Origin of the sequence: Aeromonas sp. ANP5, from assembly GCF_963870295.1 — a bacterium.
Lineage (GTDB): Bacteria > Pseudomonadota > Gammaproteobacteria > Enterobacterales > Aeromonadaceae > Aeromonas > Aeromonas veronii.
In genome coordinates, this window is the sequence record NZ_CAWMRY010000001.1 from 50,107 (window position 1) to 75,870 (window position 25,764).

The window sequence follows — 25,764 nt, forward strand, 5'->3', positions numbered from 1 at the left end:
CAGGGATATATCAAAATGGTTCTCTTATGGGGCTTAATGGTGGCCTGTCTGATTGAATTATTGAGTTTGTTGAAAGTTTGCGATTTAAATGGAGCTTTATGGGCTTTTACCGTTCGTTTTTTGTGTCTCGCGTGACCGGGATCACTATTCCGGGCTCTCCCGCTGTGCTAGATTCCGCCCCTTTAGCGAAACGCTAATTAAACGACAGACAGAAAACGGTCAGCGCAGACTGACCATGGATGTGAATAACAACGAGAGAATTATGGACACCTTGATTGCGATGCTAAACGACCTGATGTGGGGAGCCGTGCTCATCTACCTGCTCATCGGGGTCGGTATCTTTTTCACCTTCCGCCTGGGTTTTATCCAGATCCGTCACTTTGGCCACATGTTTTCCGTGCTGAAAAACAGCCGTAAATCGGACAACGCGGGCATCTCCTCTTTCCAGGCCCTCTGTACCAGCCTTGCCGCCCGTGTCGGCACCGGCAACCTGGCCGGTGTGGCAGTCGCCATCTATCTGGGTGGCCCCGGCGCCATCTTCTGGATGTGGCTGATTGCCTTTATCGGCATGGCGACCGCCTTCGTCGAAAGCACCCTGGCCCAGCTCTACAAGGTCAAGGATGAGGATGGCAACTACCGTGGTGGCCCGGCCTACTACATGGAGAAAGGCCTTGGCATGCGCTGGATGGGGGTGGTCTTCTCGCTCTGCCTGATCCTGGCGTTTGGTCTGGTGTTCAATGCGGTGCAGGCCAACTCCATCAGTTTGGCGATGAAGGTGGCGTTTGGCATTCCTGACTGGGTCAGCGGTCTGGCGCTGGTGGCGCTCTCCGGCCTGATTATCTTCGGCGGCATTCGTGGCATAGCCCGTTTTGCCGAGCTGGTGGTGCCCTTTATGGCACTGGCCTACATCCTGCTGGCGCTGGTGATCGTGGCGATGAACATCACCGAGTTGCCCCATGTCTTCATGCTGATCATCAAGTCCGCCTTCGGGATTGAGCAGGCAGGCTCGGGTGCGCTGGGTTATGCCATCTCCCAGGCGATGATCAACGGTATCAAACGCGGTCTCTTCTCCAACGAGGCGGGCATGGGCTCTGCGCCCAACGCTGCGGCGACTGCCACTCCCTATCCGCCGCACCCGGCCTCCCAGGGTTATGTGCAGATGCTGGGGGTCTTTATGGACACCATCGTCATCTGCAGCTGTACCGCTGCCATCATCCTGATGTCAGGTCAGTTTGAGCCGGGATCCGGCGTGACCGGTGTCGAGCTGACCCAGCGGGCGCTCTCCTCCCAGATTGGTAGCGGTGGCAACATCTTCATTGCGGCGGCCATCTTCTTCTTCGCCTTCACCTCCATCGTGGCGAACTACTCCTATGCCGAGACCAATCTGGTGTTCCTCGAGCACAACCACAAGGGCGGCCTGATGCTGTTCCGGGTGTTCGTGCTGGGGATGGTGATGTTCGGTGCCGTGGGGGAGTTGCCGATCGTGTGGGCGATGGCGGATGTCTCCATGGGGCTGATGGCCATCGTCAACCTGGTGGCGATCCTGCTGCTCTCCAGCGTTGCCATCAAGCTGGCGAAGGATTACAACGACCAGCTCCGGCTGGGCAAGGTACCCACCTTCGATGCCAACAAATACCCCGAGATCCGCTCCCAGCTGGAAGAGGGGATCTGGGACAATCCGACCAAAAAGTAACAAGCGGTGAGTCAAACCTCTTGATTAAAACCTGAAGGGGGAGCCGGTGGCTCCCCCTTCTTTTATGGCGCACTCGTTGGCTGTTGATCCCAGCGCCGAACGAGCTGTCTGACACGCCGTCGCAACTGGCGCCAGCAGCGCCCTTGTTGCCGTTCGCTGAGGGGGGCATAACGCCAGCGGCGATAGAGCCAGGCCGCCTGCAACAAGGGATGGGCAAGGTCGGGACGCAGCCGTGCCAGCCGCTCGCACCATGCCCCCATGCTCTCGGCGGGCTCTGGGGGATAGCCGCTGCGTTTACCCCGTTTGAGCAGGGGCTGCCAGATGCGCCGCTCTGGCGGCAGGCGGGCGGGCAGCAGCAGGGGCAGGCTCACCAGCAGGGCGACCAGCATCAGGCTGGCGAGGATGAACCAGGGTGTGTGCCCCGCCAGTGCGGGCCAGCGCAGGCCGATTTGTTGCCAGAGTTGGCCCGCATCGTAACCAATCACCCAGCGACTCCACTGGTAGTCGATATTGTTGCCCCACCAGCGCAGCTGATTGAGCAGGACCCAGTTGCGATAACGCTGCAAAGCGAGGGGGTCGGCAGCGGTAAACTCGTCGCTCAGCGCCTCCCTCACGCCGCCTTCAATACGCTCCGGTGCCACTGCCGCAGTGGGGTCGATTCGCCGCCATGATCCCTCTTCATCGAGATACTCTACCCAGGCGTGAGCATCGAACTGGTGTACCGCCAGATAGTTGCCTGTGGGATTCCACTCGCCGCCGAGATAACCGGTGACCAGCCGTGCCGGAATACCGGCGGCGCGCAGTACGAAAGCGGTCGCCATGGCGTAGTGGCCGCAAAAGCCGCGCTTGGTATCGAACAGGAACTCATCCACCCCGTCACTGCCAAGCCGTGGCGGGGTCAGAGTGTAGTAATAGGATTGGCTGCGAAACTGTTCGAGCAGGGCGGCGACCAGCGTGCTGCGATCCGGATAGCGTGCCGCAAGCTCTTGGCCATAGGCTCGCGCTCTCGGGTTGCCCCCGGCTGGCAGTTGCAGGTTGCGCTGGGCGGCTTGGTTGTCGTCCTCGGGCTGCGCTTCACCGCGGCCAATGCGATAGCGGATCGCCACCTCGCCGCTCCCCTGTCGATAGAGGGTGTCGAGAGGGGTAAGCAGCACAGGGCCCGCCAGCAGGCGCGGTTCACTCAGGGCAAAGGCCCAGCGGTGGCGCTGGGGCTCTGCGATCACCTCGTAGCTTCCGGCGGGTAACGAACTATCTGTCAGTTGATTGTTTGTCTGTGAAGAGGATGCCAGAAGGGTGAGTCCGGTTTGCACCGGCACTGTCTGCTGCCATGCTTTGACATCGGGGCTCAGCAACCAGCGCTGACCATCGAAAACTTCTTGGCGCATCACCGGAAAATAGCGCTCGCGGACAGGGGGCGGGCCATCGGCAAAGGTGACCCGAAACGCCAGTTCCGAGGAGTTGACCAGTTCGCTGATATCGCCGGGGGCCAGCTCTTCCGAGAGCCCCGACAGGGCGCGGCTGGTGGTGGGCATCTGCCAGAGGGGCGGGAGCCTCGGCAGCAGCAGAAACAGAGTGATGAGCAGGGGAAGCGCCAGCAGCAGGGCGCCGCCCGCGCTGCGCCAAGGCCGTTTCTGCTCGGGAGCGATGGCGGCCACCAGCGCGGTCACTGCCAGCCAGAGCGCTGCTGTCATTCCGGCCGTCCAGCCGATGCTCTGTCGCTGCACCAGCGTCAGCGCGATCAGAAAGAAGGCGAGCAGCAGCACCTGCTCGATATCCCGCTCGCGCCGTACCTCGATCATCTTGAGGCTATAGCCGAGCCAGAGCAGATTGATCAGGGCGGGCAGGGTGCCCAATGTGCGCCACTGCAACCCCAGCAACACCACGGTTGTGATGGCCAGCAGCGCCAACCAGCGGGCAGGCAGGGGCGGCCAGCCGCGCCACAGCATCATGGCCCGGATGCCGAGGGTTATGGCGCCCACTGCCACCACCCAGAGCTGCAACTGGGGCCAGAGCGCCGCGACCAGCAGCAGCTGTTGCAGGATGATGAGTGGCAACAGGCGGCGGTTATCGAGCAGCATCTGGCGTGCTCTTCGGTGGTGTGGCATCGAACTGGGCCAGTGCCAGCAGGCAGCGCTGCACAAAGGCGGCGCCGCTATCGGGCCCCAGTGTCTGGTTTGACAGTGTCAGGGTAAAGGGGATGCCCCGCTTGCCGTAATCGGCGCACCACCAGGCCAGCACTGCCAGCCGCTGCTCCAGATCTCCACCCGCGACCCGCTGCAAGGTGAGGTGAGTGTCATCCTGCTGTGGTTCATGGAACTGTTTGGTCAGCAAGCCGCGCCCCTGGGCAAGTTGCTTCCAGGCGACCCGGCTCAGTGGTTCACCGGCCTGATGTGTCCGCAGGGTATCAAAGTCACCGAGAGTGGCCGGAGCGGGCTGGCCCTGATTCCCCTCGCTTTCGGTCGCATGTTCCCCTCTTAGCGCCCCGAATGCCGGTTTGGGGGAAAGCCAGCCCTCCAGCTGCAAGTCCAGCAGGGACCAGCAGCGAAACAGACCGAGGGGGTAGCGGCTCTCGACCCGCAATCGGCCAAGGGGCAGTGGCCCGCGGCGTGAGCCCGATACTGGCAGGATAACAGTGCGGGGCACAGCGTCGGCCTGTGCCAGCCAGAGGGTGCCTTCGTTGAGACTAAAGTGAAGTGCCTGCACCGGGCGCGGGCTCTGCACCAAGATACGGATAGGCAGCTGGCTACCCGCTTCCCCCAGCACCAGCGGGCCCCCCAGCAGCTCCAGCCCCAGCAGATTGCGGTGGGTGAGCCACATGGCTGCCATAAACAGGCTGCCGAGGCAGTAGGCCACCAGCAGTACCAGATTGTTCTGGTAGTTGGTGCCTAGCAGATAGATGGTGAGCAGCACCAGCAGATAGAGCAGCCCCATGCGGGTGGGGAGGATAAAGAGGCTGCGGGTAACCAGCGTGATCTTGCGGGCCGGGGGAATGCGGCGGTCGAGCCAGCGTCGCTGCCAGCGGGCTCGCCACTGCTGCCAACGGTTTAGCAATTTGCTCATCAGGGATTGTCCGGATCGACCCTGGCCAGCAATCGCTGGCTCAGGGGACAGGCTTCGCCGTGCTGTACGCCAAAGCTGCCCCGCAGCCGATGCTCGGCCACATAGGGGAAGACTGCCTGCACATCCTCCACCGTGACAAAGCGCCGCCCCGCCACCAGCGCCCAAGCACGGCTCACCGCCAGCAAGGTCTGGGCTGCCCGGGGGGAGAGGGGCTGTGGCAGCTCCCCATCAAAGCGGCTCTGGTGCACCAGTGCCAGCAGGTAGTCGAGGGTGGCATCCGAAACATGGATGGCATCCCCTTCGCTTTGCAAGGTGGCGAGTCCGGCAGCATCCAGCATGGCGGGCAATCGGCCAGTCGGTTGGTGGCCCCGCAGTAGCTGGCGCTCCGCCTCTCGCGGCGGAAAACCCAGCGAGAGTCGCACGGCGAAGCGGTCGAGCTGGGACTCCGGCAGCGGATAGGTGCCCGCCTGATCCGCCGGATTCTGGGTGGCGATGACGAAAAATGGATCGGGGAGTGGGTGCGTGTGGCCCTCGATGCTCACCTTGCCCTCGGCCATCGCCTCCAGCAGGGCGCTCTGTACTTTGGGGCTGGCGCGATTGATCTCGTCCGCCAGCAGTACCTGGGTGAAGATGGGGCCGGGGTGAAAGCGAAATGTTTGCTGCTGGGGGTCAAAGATCTGCAACCCCAGCAGGTCGGCGGGGAGCAGATCGGCGGTGAACTGCATCCGCCGGCATGCCAGCCCCAGTACCTGTGCCAGCGCGTGGGCCAGGGTGGTCTTGCCCATACCGGGCAGATCCTCGATCAGCAGATGACCGCGCGCCAGCAGGGTCACCAGCGCGATTTTCAGTTGCAGCGGCTTGCCCAGAATGACTTGCTCCAGTGCTGCCAGCAGCCCGGCAATCTGCTCTTCTCTCTTCATCCCCTTCATACACATTCCCTGTATTGCGTCGCACCTACAGCTTATACGCCCGCAAGGGTGAAGGCGGATAACTAACGGGCGGTAAAAGTGCAGCGCAGGGATGGCAATGAGCGGGAGGTGACCCGGTTTATTGCAGAATCCGCTCGATTCAATATGGCCGCCCAGGCACGCAGCTCAATACAATATTTCCTGATTGGAATGTACCGATCGCCATCTCTTCACTAGGTGAGGGCGGTGGGCACCCATATAGTTGCCCCATTGCGACGCACTGTGTTGCTACCTTTGTCACCACCTTGGCCCCGCCACTGTTCGCCTGTCGCTGTGATCTGGCAGGCATCGGCCCGCCACTCTGTAATGGAGCATCCATGCCTGTTTTCCTGTTGTGCACTTTTCTGATGATCATTCTCTATCCGGTCGGGATCGATCTCTATCTGGTCGCCGTGCCCCAGATTGCCGATACCCTGCAGGCTAGCGAGGCGCAGATCCACACCGCCTTCTCTATCTATCTGTTTGGTATGGCGGCGACCGTGCTGCTGGGGGGAATGATTGCCGATCGCTACGGGCGGCGCTGGGTGGTGCTCGGGGGGGCGCTGATTTTTGTCCTCGCCTCGCTGGTGGCGGGTCATGCCGAAGGGATCACCCAGTTCTACCTCGGCCGTTTCTGGCAGGGGGTCGGGGCCGGTGCGCTCTATATCATGACCTTTACCGTGCTGCGGGATGTGCTGAGTCAGGAGCGGCTGGCGATGGCGCTCTCGATGATCAACGGGGTGATCTGCGTGATCCCGGTGCTGGCGCCGGTGCTCGGTTACCTCATCCTGTCCCATTTTGACTGGCGCGGGATCTTCGTGGCGATGGCGCTGGTGGCGGCCATCAGCGGTCTGGTGAACTTGCTTCTGCTCAAGGAGACCCGCCCTGCGCGGCAACCGGGCAGTGACGCGGCGCTTCCATTTGCCCTGCTGCGCTCCCCGCGCTTTATGTTGCTCTCCCTGCTGACCAGTGCCAGCGTGACCTCTATTTTGGTCTATGTCAGCGTCTCACCGCTGATCCTGATGAAGGAGTTTGGCTTCACCACCGAGCAGTACTCCATCGTGATGATGGTGATGGCCGGCGTGAGTATGTCCACCTCCTTCCTGACGCCCCTGCTGTTGCGCTGGTTGGGCAAACAGAAGGTGCTGGCGGTGTCTCATCTCTCCTATCTGCTGGCGGCCTGTTCACTGATCGGCAGCTGGCAGGCGGGGGGCGATATCCATCTTTTGCTGCCGGGGTTTGCGCTGGTCTGTGTCGGCTTCTCCTGTGGCTTCGGGGTAGCGATGGGGGAGGCGCTCGATGGTTGTCAGCATAACGTGGCCTTTGCCAGCGCCGTGCTCTGCATCATGCAGATCAGCCTCTCCGGCCTCTATATCTGGCTGCTGGGCCAACTTGGCTTTACTCCGTCCGAGATGCTGATCTGCGCTCTGCTGCTGGCACTGCTCAGTTACCTGGCTGTCAGAGGGCTGTTACCATGGCTCGCGCTTCGTGAAGCGCGGTCGCAGGGCTGATGGAAGATGAGAGGGGATATGCGCAATCTGGGTGAACTCGATTTAAACCTGCTGGTGGTCTTCAAGTACCTGATGCAGGAGCGCAGTGTGGCAGGGGCGGCCAAAAAGCTCTGTGTCACTCCGTCGGCGGTGAGCAAGTCTCTGGCCAAATTGCGGGAGTGGTTTGACGATCCCCTGTTTGTGCGGGTGCGGCAGGGGTTGCAGCCCACCAACCTCTCCCTGACCCTGGAGGAGGAGCTGAAGGTCTGGTTCCAGCTCACCGACAGCATCACCTCGCTCAATAGCGACGCGATCCCCGACGGTGCCCGTTTTACGCTGGTGATGGAGTCCCCCTTCTACATCAGTTTCCTGAGCGATCTGCCGATGACCATCTACCAGAAGTACCCCAACTCGGTGGTCAGGATGCTGGGGTGGGATCACCACTCCCTCAACGACATCGTCAACGGCGATGCGGATCTCGGCTTCTGCGCCCGCGAGACCCATGGCCGCTCCCTGGCCAAGGTCAACCGCTTGCCTTATTACATCGATCACGAGGTGCTGTTCAGCGATCGCCCGGTGGTGTTCCTGCGCAAGGATCACCCCTTGCTCGAGCAAAAGTGGTCGCTGGAGAATTTTCTGGCCTGCCCCCAGATCAGCATGGTGTGGGAAGCGAACGATACCTGGGCCCTCGACAGCCTGCTGGAGGACGAGGGGCTGAAGCGGGAGGTGCCCATAATGGTCTCCAGCTTCGAGCAGGCGCTGCATATTGCCTCCCAGTCGAGTCACGAGCTGATTGCGGTGGCCCCTTCCTACTGCGGTGGTTATGCCAGTCGGCATCATGGCAATCTGATCGCCATGCCGCTGCCGCTCCCCGAGAAGCTCTACGCCCAGCTGGAGATCGCCTTCATCCTGTTGTGGCACAAACGACACAATCAGGATGCCAAGGTGATGTGGCTGCGCAACGAGATCCGGCGGCTCTACAACGACGAATCACCACACTAATGTGGCCGTGATGGCACCCATCGATCAGCCGGAGCCATCTGCTCCGGCTTTTTGTTGTTGCATCGACCGGATGAACGGACTTTTGCACGACTGAAGTGCCGAGTGCGGGTTCACGGGTTCATATGGTGTTTCATTCAACTCTCTTTATGCACATATTGGCCTTGGTTGCACGTCTCGAGTGAAGCTCTTTTCACGAAAAAAATTCATGTGGTTTCATTAGAAAACTTCACTAATGGTCACTTTTAAAGTGTGATCGACCATTAAGTTCCTGTATTTGCAGTGATATAGCATGACACCCCTTGGAATGGCGGGGTTAGATAGCGCCTGCGTAGGTGACTGCCATTAGAGCGCGGCGTGAGCCAGCCCCACAGGTCGTCTGTGGCCGTGTCATGCCCCGGCTATCTGGCCACCAGCCATGAGTGACGGAGCAGAGGGGAATAAGCATCAAGGTTGATAAACCGGCTTGAGTGAAGGGATGCAGCAAAGGTAGAACCCGGAGCCGGTAACTGTACTGGGAGACGCCACTCACCATCCCCCGATAACCCGTAATTGAAACCGGCTAGATGAAAAACACCTTTCATCGAACGGGGCGCGTGCACCCGAAAATAGCCAGATTGGCAGGCTGACTGTGCTCTCCGTTATAGCAATGGCGGGCAAAAAATAGTGCGGCAGCCACCACCAGATTAATAAAAATAAATCTCAGCAAAGGCAGGTTGATATGCGTCCAGCAACAGCACCCACAGGGTTGTTACAACAACCCAAACCCTTCTTTATGATATTTTTCGTCGAACTCTGGGAGCGCTTCGGTTATTACGGCGTGCAGGGGATCCTGGCGGTTTTCTTTGTGCAGCAACTGGGTTTTTCCCAAGAGCAATCCTTTATTACCTTCGGTGCCTTCTCGGCGCTGGTATATGGTCTGATCTCGGTTGGTGGCTATGTCGGCGACCATGTGCTTGGCACCAAGCGCACCATGGTGCTGGGGGCCGTGGTGCTGGTGATAGGCTACTTTATGACCGGTCTCTCTATCTACAGTCCCGACCTGATTTTCTATGCGCTAGGCACCATCGCGGTCGGTAACTGCCTGTTCAAGGCCAATCCGGCAAGCCTGCTGTCAAAATGCTACCAGCCAAAAGATCCGCGGCTGGATGGGGCGTTTACCCTGTTCTATATGTCGATCAATATTGGCTCCCTTATTTCCCTCTCGCTCGCGCCGGTAATTGCCGATCACTACGGCTATACCGTGACCTATAACCTGTGCGGGGTGGGGCTGATTATTGCGCTGCTCACCTTCTTTGCCTGCCGCAATATGGTCAAGGATATTGGCTCCGTACCGGATCACCTGCCACTGAATTACAGCAAGCTGCTGCTGGTTATATTGGGCTCGGTAGCCATGGTCTTTTTTTGCGCCTGGCTGATGCACCACGTGGTGATCGCCAACATGGTGCTGATGACGGTGACCATCGCCGTGGTGATCTTCTTCTTTCGCGAGGCATTCAGGCTTGACACAGTGGGTCGCAACAAGATGTATGTGGCCTTCGTGCTGATGCTGGAGGCAGTGCTCTTCTATGTGCTGTATGCCCAGATGCCGACGTCTCTGAACTTCTTTGCCATCAACAACATGCACCACGAGATGCTGGGCATGAGCGTCAACCCAATCAGCTTCCAGGCGCTCAACCCATTCTGGGTGGTGGTGGGTAGCCCGGTACTCGCGATGATCTATACCCGAATGGGCAGCAAGGGGAGGGATCTCACCATGCCGCTCAAGTTCACTCTCGGGATGTTCTTCTGCTCGCTGGGCTTTCTGACGGCGGCGGCTTCCGGCTGGTGGTTTGCCGATGAGCAGGGGCTTACCTCCCCCTGGTTTATGGTGCTTATCTACCTGTTCCAGAGTTTGGGCGAGCTGATGATCAGTGCGCTGGGACTGGCGATGGTCGCCGCGCTGGTGCCGCAACGCCTGATGGGCTTCATTCTCGGAATGTGGTTCCTGACTCAAGCGATGGCGTCCCTGCTGGGTGGCTATGTGGCGACCTTTACCGCCGTGCCGCAAGGGATGACGGATCCGCTGCAAACCTTGCCGATCTACACCGGCGTATTTGGCAAGATCGGGATGGCGACCCTGCTGATTGCGGTAGTGATGGGGCTGATGGTGCCCTGGCTCAACCGGATGATGAATGCGAACCCGACAGAGGCCGAGGGGCTGGTGGCGGGACAATCACAGGCGTAATGAGGGGAGGATAGTGCGAGACAAGGCAAGGGCTGTGACCCTTGCCTTGCTGTTGATGGCTTAGTTGTACTGCTCTTCCATCCAGGCTTCGACGATCAGCTGCGCCGATACCCCGTCCACACTGCCCTTTTCCAGCGCGCGATAGCCGCCCCGCTCAAACAGGCGGGCACGGGCATCTGTGGTGGTGAGTCGCTCATCCTTGAATTCCACCGGCTTGCCGAAACGGCCATGCAGCCGGTTGCCGAATTTGCGGGCCCGTACCGTGATCTCCTGATCGGTGCCATCCATGTTCAGCGGCAGGCCGACCACCAGCAGGTCCGGTTGCCACTCCTTGAGCAGCTTCTCAATCTCGCCCCAGTTGGGGATGCCGTCGTTGGCCTTGAGGGCGCGCAGAGGCTGGGCTGTGCCAGTCAGCTCCTGACCGATGGCGACGCCAATGCTCTTGGTGCCATAGTCAAAGCCCATGATGCTGCGTGATGACATAACTGATAAATCCTCGAAATAGAGAGCGGAGCGGGCCAGCCGATTAGCTGTGGCCGATATCGCTGGAGAGGTGAACCGGGTTCACCCCTATGCTGGCGGCGGCTTGCTGCCAACGTTTGTGAATGGGGGTCTTGAACACCAGAGCCGGATTGGGGGGGATCACCAGCCAGGCGCCGTCCACCAGCTCCTGTTCCAGTTGACCTGCGCTCCAGCCTGCATAGCCAAGGGCCACCAGCCAATGGGCAGGAGCCTCGCTCGTACCCAGGGTTTCCAGAATATCCTTGGAGGTGGTCACCATCATCTCATCCCCCACCTGCAGGGTGGAGTTGAAACCGGGGCGGAAGCTGTGCAGCACGAAGCCGCGATCGGCGTGAACCGGCCCCCCTTGCAGTACCGGTTGTTTGAGCTCCGGGTTGTTGGGCGGGTTGAGCTGGAGCTGGGTCAGCATGGTTTCCAGCGACATCTCGACCGGAATGTTGACGACCAGTCCCATGGCGCCCTCTTCGTTGTGCTCGCACAGATAGACCAGCGAACGCTCGAAGTAGGGATCCGTCAGGCTTGGCATGGCAAGCAGGAAGTGATTTTGCAGTGTTTGCATAGAGGCCAAATAGTGCAAAGGTATTTGAGGTCAATTATGGCAGTTGATCCCCATGGGAAAAACCGCTTTTTGGGCTGGGCGAGATCCCGCCCCTTTCCGGATTGTCTTGAAACAGAGAGGGTGGCGCCGGGCCACCCTCTCTTTTTCCGGGCTTGTCGGGGGCGGTTACCCCTGAACAGGCCGGTTAGCCTGCCTGGCGATTATTTGCCCAGTCGACGCTCGATGGCATCCATCAGCATGCCTGTGATGTGTACATCGAACGCTGCTTCAATCTCGCGAATGCAGGTCGGGCTGGTGACGTTAATCTCGGTCAGCCGATCGCCGATGATGTCGAGGCCGACGAAGATGAGGCCTTTCTCTTTCAACGTCGGGCCCACCGCACGGGCGATGGCCCAGTCCGATTCGCTCAGGGGGCGTGCTTCACCACGGCCACCGGCCGCCAGATTGCCGCGGGTCTCCCCCTGCGCCGGAATACGGGCCAGGCAGTAGGGAACCGGTTCACCGTCCACTACCAGTACCCGCTTGTCGCCATCCTTGATGGCGGGCAGATAGGTCTGCGCCATGCAGTACTGGCTGCCGTGGGCGGTCAGGGTTTCGATAATCACGCCGACGTTGGCGTCATCTTCCTTCATGCGGAAGATGGAGGCGCCGCCCATGCCGTCCAGCGGCTTGAGGATCACGTCCTTATGCTTCGCGTGGAAGGCGCGCAGCTTGTCGGCGCGGCGTGTCACCAGCGTGGTCGGGGTATGCTCGGCAAACCAGGCGGTGTAGAGCTTCTCGTTGGCGTCGCGCAGGCTCTGCGGCTTGTTGACGATAAGGCAACCCTCATCCTCGGCTCGCTCCAGCATGTAGGTGGCATAGATAAATTCGGTGTCGAACGGCGGATCCTTGCGCATCAGGATCACATCGAGGTTGGAGAGGGGCTGATCCACCACCTCGCCCAGCGTGTACCAGTCGGCATAGTCATATTTGACGGTGAGCGGGCGCATGGTGCCAAAGGCGCGACCGGCTTCCATGTAGAGATCCTTCATCTCCAGATAGAAGAGCTCATAGCCGCGCTTTTGCGCCTCTTCGAGCATGGCAAAGCTGGAATCTTTCTTGATGTTGATGGCCGAGATGGGGTCCATCACGATGCCGAGTTTAATGGTCATCCGCTGTTCCTTTTTAATGGCTCGATAGGGTTGTAGGGTCGATTAGCGCAGCGTAATCGGCCGCTTGCGGCGGCGTCGATGCAGCCATGAGGCTGATTGATGCGGCCGATAGTATCAAGCGAGATCGCCAAAACGGCACTGCAGCGCAGTTATCGCAGTCAGGGCGGCAGTTTCGGTGCGCAGCACCCGCGGCCCCAGCAGCATCTCTTTGAAATCTTCCTGCACGGTACGGGCGATCTCGTCGCTCGACAAGCCCCCTTCCGGGCCAATCAGCAGGCGCACGCCGTGCTCGGGAACGGGCAGGGTGTTGATGCTGTACTCGGCGCGCGGGTGCAGATTGAGCTTGAGCTCTTTGGTCTCTTCCGCCAGCCAGGCGTCCAGCTCCATCGGCATGCGCACCTCTGGCACCACGTTGCGGCCGCACTGTTCGCAGGCGCTGATCACCACCTTCTGCCACTGTTCGCGCTTCTTCTCCAGCCGGTCTGCCGGCAGCTTGACGCCGCAGCGCTCGGAGAAGAGCGGGGTGATGCAGGTGACGCCCAGCTCCACCGATTTCTGGATGGTGAAGTCCATCTTGTCGCCACGGCTGATCACCTGACCCAGATGAATGGCCAGTGGTGACTCCACCGATTGGGTATCGCAGCGGTCGATGGTCACTTCCACCGACTTTTTGCTGACGCCGGTGATGGTGGCGGGATATTGATTGCCATCGCCGTTGAATAGCTCGAGCTGCTGGCCCGGCTGCATGCGCAGTACCCGGCCGATATGGTTGGCGCCGTCTTCCGACAGGGCGATGGTCTGGCCCACCTGCAGGGTGGCCGGTTCATAGATACGTGGAATGCGCATGGCTGCTTGTCAGTCTCTTGCTTGGAAACCCTTTATATCCTGCGCCGAGCAAGGCTCACGCGGCAGTGGGTAAGGGTTTCATGATAGGAGGGGGCAATCCCCCTCCCTGGTCAAATGGGGTTATTGGCACTGCTTTTCAATAAAGGGATTGGTATTGCCCTGCAGCTTGCCGATGCGGCGGTTGCGCTCGCACTCCCAGCCCTCTGCCGGGTACTGGCGATCCCAAGCTTCAAACAGTTTACGCTGTTGCGCTGCCAGACGCAGCCCATACTGCTGGCTCATGTAGAGGTAGGCGCGGGCAATCTGGCCCCGTACCGGCCCCTTGGGCGGCTGCACCCGACGATCCTTGAAATCCACCAGCATCTGGCACTGGCCGTACTGATCCGGCTTGCCGTTCCAGTCGGAGAAGCGGTAGTTGGCCCGATCGCCGTTCACCTCGCCAATGGCGGGGAAGAGGTTGTGCATGTCCCCCTCCATCTTGTTGAACTCGGGGCTCGCTTTTTCGCAGTTCTTGCGACCGCCATCCTGCCAGCATTGCAGCTGGTGGCCGAACTCCCAGGCCGGAACCACGTGTTCCCACTCGATGCGGGCGGCGCGCTTGGCCTGCTTGCGCGGCTCATAGCCGCAACTGGCGAGATCCGGGCTCATTTTCTTGCCCTGATAGTCGATGTCGCAGCCGCAGTAGAAGGTGGTGACCGCAGGCTGGCTGCGATAGAGCTTCACCAGATCCTGCTTGGCTTCGCGAAAGGTCTGGGCGTGCAGGGGGGCGCTGAGCAGCGGTAAACCGGCCAGCAGGGTCAGGGCGAGGGAGGAGATGAAACGCATGGGATTCCTTGCAAACGGGGTGATTGACGAACGATGGCGGGCACCCTACCACAGGGGCGCGACACAAGCTGGCTTACTGCTCTGGCTACGGCCGTTCCCGTTCCAGCGGTTGCTTGCAGCGGCGGCAGTGATAGCGGGCCTCGCCACGCACCACCTTGTTGTGGCGGCGAATAGAGAGCTGATGCTGCTGGCAGAGGCAGCGATAGGGCACAGTGCGCTGGGCCAATACCGCCAGATCGAAGCTGTGGGTAGTTCTGGGCTCAAGGCCGAACACCTCCCGCATTACCGATTGCCACTGGCGGCCGTGGGGCAAGACCCGGTTTTTGCCGCGCCCGTCACCCCATAGGGCGTAAACCAGCAGATGGGCCACCTCGTGGGGCACCACCTCATCCAGAAACGCCTGCTGGTTGGCCTGATAGAGGGCGGGATTGAAGCGCAGCTCCCAGGTTTGCAGCCGCGCCGATCCCGCCGCCCGGCCCCGCATATTGCAGTAGATCCGCGGGCGGGGGAAGGGGCGGCCAAGGCGCGCCTCGGCCTGCACAAAGCAGGCTTCTACGCGTTGTTGCAGCAGGGCGACAAGCTGGGCAGGGGTGGCAGACATCAACATCTCGTCAGATAGCGGATAAGCAAAAGGGGAGCCAGGCTCCCCTTGTATCACAACAGCGAGCCTTACAGGCCAGCGGCGGAACGCAGCAGTTCGGCCTTGTCGGTCTGCTCCCACGGGAACTCGTCGCGACCGAAGTGACCGTAGGCAGCGGTAGCCTGGTAGATCGGGCGCTTCAGATCCAGCATTTCGATCAGGCCATATGGGCGCAGTTCGAAGTGCTCGCGCACCAGCTTGACCAGCAGCTCTTCGGCGACCTTGGCAGTACCGAAGGTTTCGACGCTGATGGAGGTCGGCTCGGCCACGCCGATGGCGTAGGAGATCTGGATTTCACAGCGATCGGCCAGACCGGCGGCAACGATGTTTTTGGCAACGTAGCGGGCGGCGTAAGCAGCGGAGCGGTCAACCTTGGACGGATCCTTACCGGAGAAGGCGCCACCACCGTGACGAGCCATGCCGCCGTAGGTGTCGACGATGATCTTGCGACCGGTCAGACCGCAGTCACCCATCGGGCCGCCGATAACGAAACGGCCGGTCGGGTTGATGAAGTATTTGGTGTCCTTGTTGACCCACTCGGCCGGCAGTACCGGCTTGATGATCTCTTCGCGTACCGCTTCAACCAGATCCTTGTGGCTGATGGATTCGGCGTGCTGGGTAGACAGTACAACGGCATCCACACCGATGATCTTGCCTGCGTCGTCGTAGGCGAAGGTCAGCTGGCTCTTGGCATCCGGACGCAGCCACGGCAGGGTGCCGTTCTTGCGCACTTCAGCCTGACGCTTCACCAGCAGGTGAGAGTAGGTGATGGGGGCCGGCATCAGCACGTCGGTTTCGTTGGTGGCGTAGCCGAACATCAGGCCCTGGTCGCCCGCGCCCTGCTCCAGCGGATCGCTGCGGTCAACGCCCTGGTTGATGTCCGGGGACTGCTTGCCGATGGCGTTCAGCACGGCGCAGGAGTCAGCGTCGAAGCCCATGTCGGAGTGGGTGTAGCCGATTTCACGTACGGTATCACGCACGATCTCTTCGATATCAACCCAGGCAGAGGTGGTTACTTCGCCGGCCACCATGACCATACCGGTCTTGACCAGGGTCTCGCAGGCAACGCGTGCCTTGGTATCTTGCTTGAGGATGGCGTCCAGTACCGCATCGGAGATCTGGTCCGCAATCTTGTCGGGATGGCCTTCGGAGACCGACTCGGAAGTAAACAGCTTTGCCATGATAAGAGTCTCAGCTTGTCTGGGTTATCGCCACAGCAATAACCGGATGAATAGGATGGTGTAGAGGTATCTACATCTGGACGTCTATTTTAATTAGCGCCCCCCGTGATTGCCAGCACTATTTTGTCGCGCAGTGCCCAATGGGTCACAAGCGGTGCTCTCCTATCCCAAAAGGGATGGAAATCAAACGTTTTTCTCTGGTTGCTTTGGTCAATAGAGGGCAAGAAAAGCGATTGTCCTCCCAAAGCCACTTTATTCATCCAGATAATATTTGCACGCCGCGCGCCCTGCTGGGACAATAACGCGCCTTAATCTTGGCCATCAAATGAAGCAATCGCAGGAGATTCAGATGCCTTCTCGTAAAGAGCTTGCCAATGCCATTCGTGCATTGAGTATGGATGCCGTTCAAAAAGCCAACTCCGGTCACCCGGGCGCCCCCATGGGAATGGCGGATATCGCCGAAGTGCTGTGGCGTAGCCACCTCAGACATAACCCGAACAACCCCAAGTGGGCCGACCGCGACCGTTTCATTCTCTCCAACGGCCACGGCTCCATGCTGCTGTACTCCCTGCTGCACCTCTCCGGTTATGACCTCTCCATCGACGATCTGAAAAACTTCCGCCAACTGCACTCTCGCACCCCGGGTCACCCGGAGTACGGCTATGCACCGGGCGTTGAAACCACCACTGGCCCGCTGGGTCAGGGCATCACCAACGCCGTTGGTATGGCGATCGCCGAAAAAGCCATGGCTGAGCAGTTCAACCAGCCGGGCCACGACATCGTTGACCACTACACCTACGCCTTTATGGGCGACGGCTGCCTGATGGAAGGTATCTCCCACGAGGCTTGCTCTCTGGCCGGTACCCTGCAACTGGGCAAACTGATCGCGTTCTGGGATGACAACGGTATCTCCATCGACGGTCACGTTGAAGGCTGGTTCACCGACGACACCGTCAAGCGTTTCGAAGCCTACGGCTGGCACGTTATCCCGGCTGTTGACGGTCACAGCCCGGAAGCCATCAATGCCGCCATCGAAGCCGCCAAGGCCGAGACCGGCAAGCCGACTCTGATCTGCTGCCGCACCATCATCGGTTACGGCTCCCCGAACAAATCCGGTTCTCACGACTGCCACGGCTCACCGCTGGGCAACGACGAGATCGCCGCTGCTCGTGCCTTCCTGAAGTGGGACCACGCGCCGTTCGTTATCCCGGCCGATATCGCTGCCGAGTGGAACGCTCAGGAGAAGGGCGCCAAGCTGGAAGCCGACTGGGCTGCCAAGTTTGCCGCCTATGAAGCCGCTCACCCGACTCTGGCTGCCGAATTCAAGCGCCGCACCGCTGGCGAACTGCCGGCCAACTGGGCTGCCGAATCCGCCAAGATCATCGAAACCCTGCAAGCCAACCCGGCCAAGATTGCAACCCGTAAAGCGTCCCAGAACTCTCTGGAAGCGTTCGGCAAGCTGCTGCCGGAGTTCATGGGCGGCTCTGCTGACCTGGCTCCGTCCAACCTGACCATGTGGTCCGGCTCCAAGTCCCTGACCAACGACGATGCCTCCGGCAACTACATCCACTACGGTGTACGCGAGTTCGGCATGTCCGCCATCATGAACGGTATCGCCCTGCACGGTGGTTTCATCCCCTACGGCGCCACCTTCCTGATGTTCATGGAGTACGCCCGCAACGCCCTGCGCATGGCCGCCCTGATGAAGCAGCGCGCTATCTTCGTTTACACCCACGACTCCATCGGTCTGGGTGAAGATGGCCCGACTCACCAGCCGGTTGAGCAGATCGCCTCCCTGCGTCTGACTCCGAACATGAGCACTTGGCGTCCGTGTGACCAGGTTGAATCTGCCATCGCCTGGAAACACGCCATCGAGCGTACCGACGGCCCGACCTCTCTGATCTTCTCTCGTCAGAACCTGGCCCAGATGGATCGTACTGCCCAGCAGCTGGCCGACACCGCCAAGGGTGGCTACGTGCTGAAGGATTGCGCCGGTACTCCGGAGCTGATCCTGATCGCCACCGGTTCCGAAGTGGAACTGGCCGTTGCCGCCTATGAGCAGCTGACTGCCAAGGGCCGTGCCGTGCGCGTGGTCTCTCTGCCGTCTACCGACGTGTTCGACGCTCAGTCTGCCGAGTACAAAGAGTCCGTCCTGCCGTCCTCCGTCACCAAGCGTGTGGCCATCGAAGCTGGCATCGCTGACTACTGGTACAAGTACGTCGGTTTCGGCGGCAAGATCATCGGTATGACCACCTTCGGTGAGTCCGCACCGGCCGAGCTGCTGTTCAAGGAATTCGGCTTTACCGTGGAAAACGTGGTTGCGACCGCTGAATCCCTGTAATTCCTGAAGATTGGGCCAGCTTGGCCCAATAGCCGGAAAATAAAACGCCCTCCATCGCAAGATGGGGGGCGTTTTCATGCTTTATAAAAAACAGTGTATTTGTACCATACAGCATTCTTAGATATTGAGTTATTTCCAATATCCATAAGAATAGTTCATTGCAAAAATTTACTAAAAGGTTGCTATGACTAATATTAGTCTATTCGCTCATGTCAGGAAGGAGAACGTAAATAATGAATTTGCTTTCCGAGTTCGAGATAACAAACATGTAAATTTGAAAGATTTTTTCTCTACGTTAAGTAAAAAACTGACGTTGGTTTTTGGTGAACTGTTAGTTGAAACAGAAAGAGGGGGTGTTGATGAGCAATTTTATCTAAAAGTGCCAGTTAATTGCATTGTAAATTCTAGGCCAATAGAGAGAATGTCGCAGAAAACACTTGTGAAATATCTAGGTCTTTCGGCTGGTGATGAAATTCGCTTTGAGATATGTAACATCCACGATGAACATTATCTATTGGCTGTAGATTTTGAACAGTCTAATTACTTATCCACTGTCGGTGGAAAAATATCATCCGAGCATGTAGATGCTAAAGTCTACAGGGAAATAATGTCAAGGCGAGGGCAGTTCGCTTTTCGACAAAAACTTTTATCTAGGTATAATAGTAAATGTGCTATATCTGGATGTGAAACCATAGAAGTACTTGAAGCTGCTCATATTATTCCCCATTCGGAAAGTCCATCTTATGACATCGGTAATGGGATTATATTAAGGGCTGATATTCATACACTATTTGATTTATATTTGCTATCAATTAACCCTGACACTGAAAAAGTTGAAGTTAGCAACCGCTGTTGTGGGCAATATGCTGGATTTAGTGGTATTGCAATTGACCTTATGCCAGAAAAGTTATCATTATCTAAACATTACCAGCGGTTTTGTGAATTAAATAAAGTTATGGTAGCTCGCAGGTTCGATTAGCGAAGCGTAATCGGTCGCTCGCGTTCTTTAAGACAATGCCATAAAAATAATACCCCTTCCTGTTACCAAAAAAGAGACCGGCATATAGCCGGTCTCTTTTTTATTTCCGCAAACCTTACACCTGCGGCGGGGTACTTTCCGCATTGGACATTACTGCATCCATCTGGATTCGCGCGCCAGCGGGCAGCTCGCTCACCGCGATCACGGTGCGGGCCGGCAGGTAGGCCGGGAAGTATTTGGTGTAGATGGCATCCACCTCGGCCAGATCCGCGATATTGGCGAGCTGGATATTGACCTTGACGATATCGTCCATCACATGGCCGATGCTCTCCACAATCGCCTTGATATGGCTGAGGCACTGGGCGGTCTGCTCCCGCACGCAGCCAGTCAGGATCTTGCCGGTGGCCAGATCAACCGGCAGCTGAGCGGCGATATGGTTGTAGTGGGAGAAGGCGACGGTTTGGGTATGCAGCGGGCTGCGTGGTGCCTTGTCGGTATTGCGCGGGCGGATCACCAGATTGTGTCTGTCTTCCACCAGTTGCGGCGGGGTGCCGTCACCGTGAGAGATGACCGCATCCATCTGTACCAGCGCCCCCATGGGCAGGGCGGAGGCGGCAATCACGCTGCGGGCCGGCATATAGGCAGCGGCGCGGGCAATGGCAGAGTCGGGGAAGAAGGTGGTGTAGACCTCGTTAACGGCCTCCAGATCGGCCAGATCGGTCAGATAGACGGTCACCTTGACGATATCGTCAAACGGCACGTCGATGCTCTCCAGCACCGCCTTGATATTGCGCAGGCACTGGCCCGCCTGCTCCTTGATGCCACCGGCAACCAGCTGGCCCGAGGCGGCCTCGACCGGCAGTTGCGCGCCGATATTGTTGTAGTGGGAAAAGGCCACGGTATGGGTGGAGAGCGGATTGTGCGGCGCCTTGTCACTGTTGCGGGCGAGCTTCACCAGCGGGCAAGGATCTTGCGGGAAGGTGCCTTCGCCGTTGGAGATGATGGCATCGATCTGCACCAGCGCACCCAGCGGCAGGGCGGCGACGGCGAGGGTGGTGCGGGTCGGCAGATAGCCCGGGAAGAATTCGCGATAGACGGCGTTGACCGCTTCCAGATCCGCCATCTCTTTCAGGAAGATGGTCGCTTTGACCATATCGTCCATCACATGGCCGATGCTCTCGATGATTGCCTTGAGGTTGCTCAGGCACTGTCTTGCCTGCGCGGTGACATCGCCGCTCACCATCTTGCCGGTGGCGGGATCGACCGGCAACTGGGCCGAGATATTGTTGTAATGAGAAAACGCCACCGTTTGGGTGCTGGGGCTCAGGTCCTGGGGTGCATGGGGGGTATTTCTTGCCGACTTGATGATGGTGCCACTCATAGATATGCCTCTTTTTAATATTTGTTGTTCATTCAGGTACAGGTTTACCCCATCTTGTTATGCGCCATGGCCACTGCGTCAGCGACGGCATCCCCGGTTATTATTTGTGATCCACTCAATTACTGAGAGGAATAATGGAGAAGAGGACAGGGTAGATATTTCAGACGCTGCGATTCTATGAGTGGCTATCAGGGGTTGCAAACCGCTGATTGCATTTCTATGAGATAGCTCAATGGGTGCAAATTTAATCATATTGCTATTCAATTCACCCGCAATCGTAACCAATTCGTGCACAAATGGTGCCGAACCGGCGGACAGCCTTGCCCTGACTGGGTTTGCTCTCCCCCTCTTCGGGATATTGGCGTGTGAATAAAGGGTTAATATTATGCGCCGATGTGCAAATAATGCATATTATGGTGCATGGATATCTGTTTTCAGCTCTTTTAAGGGGCTATGAAAATTCTCGTGAATATGCATATCAACATTATTAAAGATACCTCTGGAATATAATTCACGGCTTTTGCATTCCTCTCTGTAAATGATTATTCCGGCATACTCGATGACGCCTTGCTGGCAGCCGGGATCTGTTATTAACGCCATAAAATTCTATGCCATGAATTTGCACGGCGGATCTGCCCCTGCTGCACAGGAGTGGGGAGCATGGCGTTGGCGTTGGCGTTGGCGTTGGCGTTGGCTTGGCGTGACGGCGTGCGGGAGCGGTGGCGCTGGATAAGGAAGGGGGAGGGGGGTGGCAATCCGCTTCTCTTCACGCCGGTTGCATCCCCCGATGGGTGGGGTTGCCCCTCGTCATCGCTTTTTCCACTTTTTTGCGGCTTTGTCTGATCTCCCTCTTATCTGTGGCTGGTTGTGATGATTGGGGTGGTTTTCAGGGCTCTGGAACAGTTCGGGTGATTTCGTAGGCACAAAGTTCAATATGTTGTTTTTAAAGGTAAATACGTCAAGAAATAGATTTATTGACCGCTTTTTATGGTTTCTTGATGAAACTGTTAATTAGTGGCGTGATTGCGAGTCAGGTCGCTTTTTTTACTCACTATTAATCGTATGATTAATAAGGTAATCAAGGAGCCCTGACGGAGAGCATCGATGCACCGGCAGGCCATTGCCCAGGATTGGCAAGCGAGATCGCGTCGCGATCATCATTACCTGACTGTGGAGGATTTATGCTGGGTTTCGTTCTGGGCGATATGTATTGTCAAACATCTGGGCAGCGGTTATCTCCTCGCCTGGGAAAGAGCTTTCCCATTCCTGCCGATTACCGACTGCGCGGCCGGGTATCCGCCGCCATCATGACCATTGAGAGCCTGCTCGATACCCCTTATCCGCAAAAGCAGTTTCGTGATCTGGTCTTTGGCGCCTTTATCGAGCGCCAGCGTCGGCTGTTTGGCGAACATGTGATTGTGGCCCGCATGGAAGGGGAGGAGGGGCTGGAGCTGTCGATTGATCTCTCGTTTGTCAGCACCGCCGTACCTGTGGGCCTCTTGGCCATCTCTGAAGAGCTGGCCCTCGCTACGGCGCCGCGTCCCAAGAAGAGCCATCCCCACTACGAGGCGCTGTGCAAGGCGATCGACTGCATGGTGATGCTGATGTTTTATGGCAAGGTGATCCGCCAGCGGAATACGGTGTTGGAAAATATCGGCCATCAGTTTGGTTATCAACCCGCGGCGACCCTGACGGCGCGTGTTGGCAAGGGTGGGGAGGATGATTACAACGCCTTCATGGTCAATATCATGACCTGTATTGCTCACTCCAACTCGCTCAAGGAGGCGCTGGAGAACGCCAGCCGGATGGGAATTCAGGAGCCCGCTTTCTTCTGCATCGTCGGGGCGATTGCCAGCACTCTGTGGGGCGTTCCCAGACAGTGGGCGTATCAAGCCTCACAGCTGATCCATCGCTCCCACCATCACTACATCCAGAATCTGCTTCGCTGTGAAACCCGTGCCGGGCGGCGCCATATCAATCTGGAGCCGCCAAAGCCCCCGCTGTTTGCACCGATCCGGCAACAGGTTGTGCGTCTGTTCAAGGGGGCACACTGATCCGCAGCCCCCTTGTCATCACTCAGGCGGGATAAAGTGCCCCCAGCACAGCCGGACGGCTGGCACCGGTGACGGCGGGCAGGTTGCCCGGCTTGCGGTGGACAAAGCACATGGCCAGCCATGCAAAGGCTGCGCCTTCCACCCAGTCGGGGGCCAGCCCCAGCTCGGCGGTGCTGGCGATGCGCCATGCAGGCAGCAGGCTGGCCAGCTCCTTCAGCAAGGGGGCGTTATGGGCGCCGCCGCCGCAGACAAACAGCTCGGCTTTCGGCTGGCTGGTACCGACTGATTCGGGCCGGGTGGGCAGTTGGCGGGCGATGCTGTGGCAGGTGAGCGCCTGCAGGGTGCGCTGCACATCCACGGGGGCGTATGAAGTCCCTGCCAGCTCCCCATCGAGCCAATTGAGGGTAAACATCTCCCGTCCGGTACTCTTGGGGGCGGGGGCGGCGAAGTAGGGGTGAGCCAGCAGCTTCTCCAGCAGGGCCGGGATGGGCTTGCCACTGGCGGCCCATTTGCCACCGGCGTCATAGCTGCCGCCGTGGGGCTGATGGCGGCGATACCAGCCATCGAGCAGGGTGTTGGCCGGGCCGGTATCAAAACCATATACCCCGCCCGGATTGCCCGGCAGCACCGAGATATTGGCGATGCCGCCGAGGTTCAGTACCACTCGCAGGGCGCCGGGTTTGGCAAACAGCGCCTGATGGAAGGCGGGCACCAGCGGCGCCCCCTGACCGCCGAGGGCCATATCCATGGTGCGAAAATCGGCGATAACGTCGATGCCGGTCAAGGCGGCCAGCAGGGCGGCGTTGCCGATCTGCAGGGTAAAGCCAAGCTGGGGGCGATGGCGGATGGTCTGGCCGTGGCTGCCGATGGCGCGAATATCTTTGGGCTCAAGCTTCGCCTTGGCCAGCAGCGCGTGGGTGGCGGCGGCAAACTCTCGCGCCACCAGATTATCGGCCACCCCCATGCGGTCGATTTCGTTGTCGCCCGGGGTGCAGAGGGCATGCAGCGTGCGGGCGGTCTCTTGCGGCCAGGGGTGACAAAGCGCCGCTTCGACCCGCAGTTCATCCCCGGCGATCATCACCAGCACGGCATCAATGCCGTCCATGCTGGTTCCCGACATCAGACCGATATAGCGCTCAGCCATGGTGTCTCCTTACATTGCTGTTCGAAAATACGGTGTGCAGAGAGGGTGAAGAGGGGAACGGCTTTCATCCCATGCCACATGGCGTGGTCTTTGACATCAGACCGATATAAAGCTCAACCATGTTGCATCCTCAATGCGGACCGGAAAAAGAGTGAGAGAGACAGGATAGATAAGCCCTTGCTTCCGTGCCACATGCCGCTCCCGGTGTTCCATCTCATCTTATGTCCGAAGGTGGACTCATTTCAATCTGGTCACCTGGCGCGAGCTCAATAAAATGGGCTGGCAGGGCCTTCACCCTGCCAGCCCTGATGGCTTAGTTGCCGCGACTATCCCGCTTGTTCTGGGCCAGCTGTAGCTCGGGGTTGTCGAGCTTGGCCAGTTGCGGCATCGCCAGCTTTTTGAAGTTGGCCAGCTCGCGTCCGCTCAGGGTCTCTGCCTGCGGCAGGGTGAGGGTGCGCGGGTTCTTGTGAATGCCGCCCACCACGAATTCGTAGTGCAGGTGCGGGCCGGTGACGCGGCCGGTGCCACCCAGGGTACCGATGGTCTGCCCCTGCTTGACCCGCTGCCCCTTGTTGACGGTGCGCTTGGAGAGGTGCAGGTACTTGGTCACATAGTTGCCGGCATGCTTGATAAAGACGTAGTTGCCGTTGAACTGGTTGTAACCGGCGGCCACCACGCTGCCGGAGCCCGCCGCCATGATGGGGGTGCCCACCGGCGCCACATAGTCGATGCCGTTATGGGGGCGGATCTTGCCGGTCACAGGATGGAGGCGGCGCGGGTTGAAGTTGGAGCTGATGTATTTGAAGTTGACCGGCGCGCGCAGGAAGCTCTTGCGCATCGCCTTCCCTTCCGGGGTGTAGTAGTTGCCATCTTCATTGAGCACGGCGCGGTAGGCGGTGCCCTGGTTGACGAACTCCGCCGCCAGAATATCGCCGGAGGCGACCCGCTCGTCATCGCGGAACTTGTCTTCATAGACCACCCGGAAGCTGTCGCCCGGTTGCAAATCCTGGGCAAAGTCGATATCCCAGCCGAAGATGGCGGCCAAGTCCATGATCTGATCTTCGGTCATCCCCGCATCCACTGCGGCGCCCCAGAAGCTGGAGCGGATCTCGCCTTTGCTCACCTGTTCGCGGGTGTCGAGGGCGATTTTGACATTGCGAGCGACAAAGGTCTCCTCCTTGCGGCTCACCTTGAGCGCCTGCTCCAGACTGTGGGGGTAATAGAGGCTGTGCAACTGGCCATCTTCGGTCAGCTTGAAGGTGAGTTCCTGCCCAGGTTGCAGCATCCGCAGGGGATCGCTGCCCTCGAGCTGATCGATCAGGTGCAGATCCGTGGTGCTCAGGCCAATGCGCTGGAAGATCACCCCCATGTTGTCGCCACGGCGCACCTTCACCTGCTTGGTGATGTAGCGCGGCTTGGGGGGGGTAACGGGCTGGGCGGCTTCGGCCGTCAGCTCGTCGTTCAGTGTGTTGTCGTTCGCCGGTTCCCGCAGGGCAATTTCGTTGCCGTTTTCATCGACCCGTGTTGCTACTGCCTGTTCGCTGGGCCAGGCAGCCAGCATCATGATCATGATGCTCAAGATCAGCACCATCTTGCGGTGCCAGTGGGGGAGTGCGTTGAAGGCGTGCCAAATAACCATGAGAAGCAGATGAAGTCGGGCAGAATGGACGGATTTTACAGCCTTTCCAATTGGCCCGCCATTCCAGTAATATGTTTGGCCCTGTG

The 25,764-nt window shown here is 58.9% G+C and carries 21 protein-coding genes; 7 read left to right on the forward strand and 14 right to left on the reverse strand.

The annotated features are described in order from the left end of the window. Nucleotides 1–262: 262 nt before the first annotated feature. Entirely contained in the window at nucleotides 263–1,693 is a 1,431-nt protein-coding gene (locus AACT07_RS00235; RefSeq protein ID WP_013724018.1) for an alanine/glycine:cation symporter family protein, read from the forward strand. 62 nt (nucleotides 1,694–1,755) lie between these two features. Here the strand turns inward: AACT07_RS00235 and AACT07_RS00240 are convergent, their stop codons facing one another. Genes AACT07_RS00240 through AACT07_RS00250 form a run of 3 tightly spaced genes read right to left on the reverse strand, consistent with a single transcriptional unit; the run spans nucleotide 1,756 to nucleotide 5,682 of the window. Further along, a complete protein-coding gene (locus AACT07_RS00240) occupies nucleotides 1,756–3,771 on the reverse strand; it encodes a transglutaminase TgpA family protein (protein WP_069526241.1) in 2,016 nt (671 codons plus the stop codon). Then, nucleotides 3,758–4,753 (reverse strand): DUF58 domain-containing protein, encoded by a 996-nt coding sequence (locus AACT07_RS00245; protein WP_069526242.1) that lies wholly within the window; start codon nucleotides 4,751–4,753, stop codon nucleotides 3,758–3,760. The genes AACT07_RS00240 and AACT07_RS00245 overlap by 14 nt, the downstream gene beginning before the upstream one ends. Next, a complete protein-coding gene (locus AACT07_RS00250; protein WP_409012630.1) occupies nucleotides 4,753–5,682 on the reverse strand; it encodes an AAA family ATPase in 930 nt (309 codons plus the stop codon). Before AACT07_RS00250 ends, AACT07_RS00245 begins: the two co-directional genes overlap by 1 nt. 356 nt (nucleotides 5,683–6,038) lie before the next feature. Here AACT07_RS00250 and AACT07_RS00255 point away from each other — a divergent pair, with 356 nt between their 5' ends. From AACT07_RS00255 to dtpB, 3 genes are all read left to right on the forward strand, one after another. Further along, the gene (locus AACT07_RS00255; protein WP_069526243.1) at nucleotides 6,039–7,211 is read left to right on the forward strand and encodes an MFS transporter; all 1,173 of its coding nucleotides are present in this window, start codon (nucleotides 6,039–6,041) and stop codon (nucleotides 7,209–7,211) included. An 18-nt stretch (nucleotides 7,212–7,229) separates the two neighbouring features. After that, the gene (yidZ, locus tag AACT07_RS00260) at nucleotides 7,230–8,192 is read left to right on the forward strand and encodes an HTH-type transcriptional regulator YidZ (protein ID WP_069526244.1); all 963 of its coding nucleotides are present in this window, start codon (nucleotides 7,230–7,232) and stop codon (nucleotides 8,190–8,192) included. A 718-nt stretch (nucleotides 8,193–8,910) separates the two neighbouring features. Then, nucleotides 8,911–10,416, forward strand: coding sequence for a dipeptide/tripeptide permease DtpB (dtpB, locus tag AACT07_RS00265; protein ID WP_069526245.1), 1,506 nt, complete (start codon nucleotides 8,911–8,913; stop codon nucleotides 10,414–10,416). A 60-nt stretch (nucleotides 10,417–10,476) separates the two neighbouring features. Here dtpB and ruvX read toward each other — a convergent pair whose 3' ends face one another. The 7 genes from ruvX to metK form a co-directional block, all read right to left on the reverse strand. Continuing rightward, nucleotides 10,477–10,899, reverse strand: a complete 423-nt coding sequence (gene ruvX, locus AACT07_RS00270) for a Holliday junction resolvase RuvX (protein WP_069526246.1) — start codon at nucleotides 10,897–10,899, stop codon at nucleotides 10,477–10,479. A gap of 43 nt (nucleotides 10,900–10,942) precedes the next feature. After that, nucleotides 10,943–11,497 (reverse strand): YqgE/AlgH family protein, encoded by a 555-nt coding sequence (locus AACT07_RS00275; RefSeq protein WP_005349793.1) that lies wholly within the window; start codon nucleotides 11,495–11,497, stop codon nucleotides 10,943–10,945. A 200-nt stretch (nucleotides 11,498–11,697) separates the two neighbouring features. Further along, on the reverse strand, nucleotides 11,698–12,648 hold the full coding sequence (gene gshB / locus AACT07_RS00280) for a glutathione synthase (RefSeq protein WP_047435649.1): 951 nt from the start codon (nucleotides 12,646–12,648) through the stop codon (nucleotides 11,698–11,700). A gap of 114 nt (nucleotides 12,649–12,762) precedes the next feature. Then, nucleotides 12,763–13,494 carry a 16S rRNA (uracil(1498)-N(3))-methyltransferase gene (gene rsmE, locus AACT07_RS00285; protein ID WP_069526247.1) on the reverse strand — a complete coding sequence of 244 codons (732 nt, stop codon included), beginning with the start codon at nucleotides 13,492–13,494 and terminating at the stop codon, nucleotides 12,763–12,765. A 120-nt stretch (nucleotides 13,495–13,614) separates the two neighbouring features. After that, the gene (locus AACT07_RS00290) at nucleotides 13,615–14,319 is read right to left on the reverse strand and encodes an endonuclease (protein ID WP_021229195.1); all 705 of its coding nucleotides are present in this window, start codon (nucleotides 14,317–14,319) and stop codon (nucleotides 13,615–13,617) included. Nucleotides 14,320–14,404: 85 nt separating this feature from the next. Next, nucleotides 14,405–14,920 carry a SprT family zinc-dependent metalloprotease gene (locus tag AACT07_RS00295; RefSeq protein ID WP_069526248.1) on the reverse strand — a complete coding sequence of 172 codons (516 nt, stop codon included), beginning with the start codon at nucleotides 14,918–14,920 and terminating at the stop codon, nucleotides 14,405–14,407. A 68-nt stretch (nucleotides 14,921–14,988) separates the two neighbouring features. Further along, entirely contained in the window at nucleotides 14,989–16,140 is a 1,152-nt protein-coding gene (gene metK, locus AACT07_RS00300; protein ID WP_005338519.1) for a methionine adenosyltransferase, read from the reverse strand. Between the two features lie 349 nt (nucleotides 16,141–16,489). On the opposite strand from metK, the gene tkt reads away from it, so the two are divergent. Together tkt and AACT07_RS00310 are read left to right on the forward strand one after the other, a co-directional pair. Then, nucleotides 16,490–18,481 carry a transketolase gene (gene tkt / locus AACT07_RS00305; protein ID WP_005343828.1) on the forward strand — a complete coding sequence of 664 codons (1,992 nt, stop codon included), beginning with the start codon at nucleotides 16,490–16,492 and terminating at the stop codon, nucleotides 18,479–18,481. Between the two features lie 184 nt (nucleotides 18,482–18,665). Then, nucleotides 18,666–19,460 carry an HNH endonuclease gene (locus tag AACT07_RS00310; protein ID WP_083249897.1) on the forward strand — a complete coding sequence of 265 codons (795 nt, stop codon included), beginning with the start codon at nucleotides 18,666–18,668 and terminating at the stop codon, nucleotides 19,458–19,460. 115 nt (nucleotides 19,461–19,575) lie between these two features. Here the strand turns inward: AACT07_RS00310 and AACT07_RS00315 are convergent, their stop codons facing one another. Then, nucleotides 19,576–20,841, reverse strand: coding sequence for a RidA family protein (locus AACT07_RS00315; RefSeq protein ID WP_069526249.1), 1,266 nt, complete (start codon nucleotides 20,839–20,841; stop codon nucleotides 19,576–19,578). A 590-nt stretch (nucleotides 20,842–21,431) separates the two neighbouring features. Next, the gene (locus AACT07_RS00320) at nucleotides 21,432–21,611 is read right to left on the reverse strand and encodes a hypothetical protein (protein ID WP_139123718.1); all 180 of its coding nucleotides are present in this window, start codon (nucleotides 21,609–21,611) and stop codon (nucleotides 21,432–21,434) included. A gap of 537 nt (nucleotides 21,612–22,148) precedes the next feature. Between AACT07_RS00320 and AACT07_RS00325 the strand changes: the two genes are divergently transcribed. Continuing rightward, nucleotides 22,149–22,895 carry a hypothetical protein gene (locus tag AACT07_RS00325; protein ID WP_253182211.1) on the forward strand — a complete coding sequence of 249 codons (747 nt, stop codon included), beginning with the start codon at nucleotides 22,149–22,151 and terminating at the stop codon, nucleotides 22,893–22,895. A gap of 22 nt (nucleotides 22,896–22,917) precedes the next feature. Here AACT07_RS00325 and AACT07_RS00330 read toward each other — a convergent pair whose 3' ends face one another. Together AACT07_RS00330 and AACT07_RS00335 are read right to left on the reverse strand one after the other, a co-directional pair. Continuing rightward, complete coding sequence (locus tag AACT07_RS00330; RefSeq protein ID WP_069526252.1) at nucleotides 22,918–24,039, reverse strand: anhydro-N-acetylmuramic acid kinase; 1,122 nt, start codon at nucleotides 24,037–24,039, stop codon at nucleotides 22,918–22,920. 313 nt (nucleotides 24,040–24,352) lie between these two features. Then, a complete protein-coding gene (locus AACT07_RS00335; protein WP_069526253.1) occupies nucleotides 24,353–25,678 on the reverse strand; it encodes a peptidoglycan DD-metalloendopeptidase family protein in 1,326 nt (441 codons plus the stop codon). Nucleotides 25,679–25,764: the final 86 nt, after the last annotated feature.